Here is a 2,398-nt window from a genome sequence, read left to right on the forward strand (position 1 = left end):
TGTTACTCTGGTTTTCAGTAAGTGGTCATAGAAACAAGCCACGTAGTGCATCATTCTGATCGGCATGGTTCGATCCACACGGGACTGGAACTCCAGCAGAATATACAGGTACACCTGCTGAGGCACGCCTTCCCAAGTGATATTGACAGACCACACCACGTCTTCAAATTTCTCTTCAAACAGCGGCGTGATGTAATTGCCGCTGTGATTCTTGAGTGTTCTGAAGTCCATCAGATCCGCGATCTCGAAAGGTGCGAATCCCTCGATCAACTGCTGAACAAACTCCGGGTGGCTGAACAGTTCCTTGTAACCGGTGTCGTGGTGATTCGTTGCCATGCGTTCTCCTATCTCGATGCCTGAAGCTTACCACAGGAACCCAACACCCCTCCCCTGATGAACCACTACAGACCTTGCAGACCTGAAATATGGTTGTCATTGGACCAGCCGTGCCATAACGCCGAATTATGCGCAGCAGGAGGGAATAAAAAGACTAGAGAGAGTGCCTGTCCATGAATTTTTCTGCCGGCAGCGTCTGCGCCCTGGAACAGGCCGCAATCAACCAGAATGCCAGCGGAGGGATGCAACCGGCCAGGGGGAGTAATGCTCAGTTCGTGGCAGGAGCCAGTAACGCCCGAAACAGCGCCGTGGTGGGAAATATTGATCATAACAACCTCCTTGTTGCCGGTTGCAAGGGACAGACTTTAAGTCTGTCCCTGCTTTACTTCAGGTTCCCCTCAGGGACAGATTTCAAATCTGTCCCCGTTTCTCCTTTCCCGCCCTCGGGACAGACTTCAAGTCTGTCCCGGCTTCAAATCTGTCCCCGTTTTCCGTTTCCCGCCTTCGGGACAGATTTCAAATCTGTCCCGGCTCTACCAGCTGACCCGGCTGTCCCAACTTTATCGGTCGCCCGGGCTACCACAGGCCGCCGACTCAAATTCCACACCAAATCCCCAACACCCCCCATTAGGCGCGAACCCCGTAGGCGCGGTTTTAAGAATCGTCAACACGCCCTCACAATCAAACGCCTGACTGGCGTGTTGCAGCTGTTTCACCGTGCCTGCCACCTCAGGCCAGGTCATACACACTTCACGGGCCATCATAATGCGCGGGTGGGCAGTGCCTTGGGCGTCGTCACCAATCAACAGCTCTTCAAATAATTTTTCACCGGGGCGCAGGCCACTGAACACTGAATTGATCTGCTGAAGCTCGCGTTCAATGGCGTACAACGCAAACTCAGACTGCTCAAACAGCACCAGGCATTTGGGCTGATGGCGAATGATCTGCCGGCACAACTCAGAACCAATTAAAACCACCATTACGCAGCGTGAGTTTTCACCAAAGGCCACGCACCATTTTGTGTGCGTCAAGCACTACAACCTCAACGATGGAACCATCGGTTGCATAACTTACGTGGGTATTCCAATCCTGTGAAATCTCTTTCACAATCTGCTTGTCGCTTAGATGGACTGTAAGGATATCATCGGCTTCATCATAGATGGTGTGCATTGTTCTCAGCCCTCCCATGAAAAATGGTGCATTACTGTTTTAACTATCAAGAATTTTTCTTCCAGAACTACTGGCGCGCACAACATATTATCAAGCCGCTCCTCAAAGCGATGAGCAACCCATAATCTATGCTCATCCTTGTTACGAGTTCCCTTCCGCAATCAATAGCGCCAGCTCAAGATCCGTTATGCATCGCGTGCGCATTCTCTGCATTGCGTGGCGAGTAATTTTAATTTCCCGCCCAAAGCGTTCTGAATACATACAAGCCTTCTCCTTCCGTGGATTAATGCTGCCCCTTACTACTGACGCTCGGCTCCCGCTGCCATTCCATAGAGATTTCATCCAGAAAGTCATAAACCGAAGAGCTCTACGGAACGTCCTGGTTCGATGATTGAAAATCCAGGTAGGCCGTTTCGTTAATGCCGATTCAGTAATGAATCCAACCTATCCGAGGTCAATATAGCTTCCAGCCAGACCTCCAGTTCTGGAACACCGGCAGATTGAATGTGCGCTTCGGCCCAGCGGGGAAGCTCACCGAATTTCAGGCTGATCAGCTTTTTCAAAGCGGCGGCCTCACCTTGCTGCATGCCTTGTTCTACGCCTTGCTGCATGCCTTGAATTGCTTCTCGGGGTCTGGCCTCTTCGGGGCCTTCAGGTTGATTTCAAATCTGTCCCCACTTCCCCAGGATTACAAATCAGTGCCTGGTTTCTGACCGCAGTCGACTTCAGCCCCAAGTCGCTGCAAATGGCGTTTGAGCCAGCGGGTAATAATTCTGTCGGTACGATCCTTGTTCGGGTCCGACTGTATGATTGCCACAACCCGATCCACAGCCTGCTGCAAGGCTTCCCAGCTGTGGCCAGCGTTCTCGACACCAAAAACCCCACTCAACGG

The 2,398-nt window shown here is 51.8% G+C and carries 4 protein-coding genes and 3 pseudogenes; all 7 read right to left on the bottom strand.

Features of this window, described 5'->3' with window-relative positions; all coding sequences use genetic code 11:
• Positions 1 to 336: Rpn family recombination-promoting nuclease/putative transposase (locus A3OI_RS0102640; protein WP_018402797.1), on the bottom strand; the 336-nt coding region annotated here is incomplete at its 3' end.
• A 65-nt stretch (positions 337 to 401) separates the two neighbouring features.
• A complete protein-coding gene (locus A3OI_RS19135; protein ID WP_018402798.1) occupies positions 402 to 665 on the bottom strand; it encodes an MBL fold metallo-hydrolase in 264 nt (87 codons plus the stop codon).
• Positions 666 to 808: 143 nt separating this feature from the next.
• Positions 809 to 1,199 (bottom strand): annotated as a pseudogene (locus A3OI_RS24220) (polysaccharide biosynthesis protein); the annotation flags it as partial.
• Between the two features lie 48 nt (positions 1,200 to 1,247).
• Positions 1,248 to 1,316 (bottom strand): annotated as a pseudogene (locus A3OI_RS24550) (hypothetical protein); the annotation flags it as partial.
• 16 nt (positions 1,317 to 1,332) lie between these two features.
• The gene (locus tag A3OI_RS24555; RefSeq protein ID WP_407635507.1) at positions 1,333 to 1,524 is read right to left on the bottom strand and encodes a DUF2283 domain-containing protein; all 192 of its coding nucleotides are present in this window, start codon (positions 1,522 to 1,524) and stop codon (positions 1,333 to 1,335) included.
• A gap of 398 nt (positions 1,525 to 1,922) precedes the next feature.
• Positions 1,923 to 2,117, bottom strand: a complete 195-nt coding sequence (locus A3OI_RS21010; protein ID WP_018402800.1) for a DUF4351 domain-containing protein — start codon at positions 2,115 to 2,117, stop codon at positions 1,923 to 1,925.
• Positions 2,118 to 2,194: 77 nt separating this feature from the next.
• Positions 2,195 to 2,398: pseudogene (locus A3OI_RS23050) on the bottom strand (hypothetical protein); the annotation flags it as partial.

This window comes from Marinobacter gelidimuriae (assembly GCF_000372805.1).
GTDB lineage: Bacteria > Pseudomonadota > Gammaproteobacteria > Pseudomonadales > Oleiphilaceae > Marinobacter > Marinobacter gelidimuriae.

Bases quoted from the DNA above. Each gene is read 5' to 3' on its own strand.
- A3OI_RS19135 (WP_018402798.1), bottom strand. From the start codon at position 665: ATGATCAATATTTCCCACCACGGCGCTGTTTCGGGCGTTACTGGCTCC.
- A3OI_RS24555 (WP_407635507.1), bottom strand. From the start codon at position 1,524: ATGGGAGGGCTGAGAACAATGCACACCATCTATGATGAAGCCGATGAT.
- A3OI_RS21010 (WP_018402800.1), bottom strand. From the start codon at position 2,117: ATGCAGCAAGGCGTAGAACAAGGCATGCAGCAAGGTGAGGCCGCCGCT.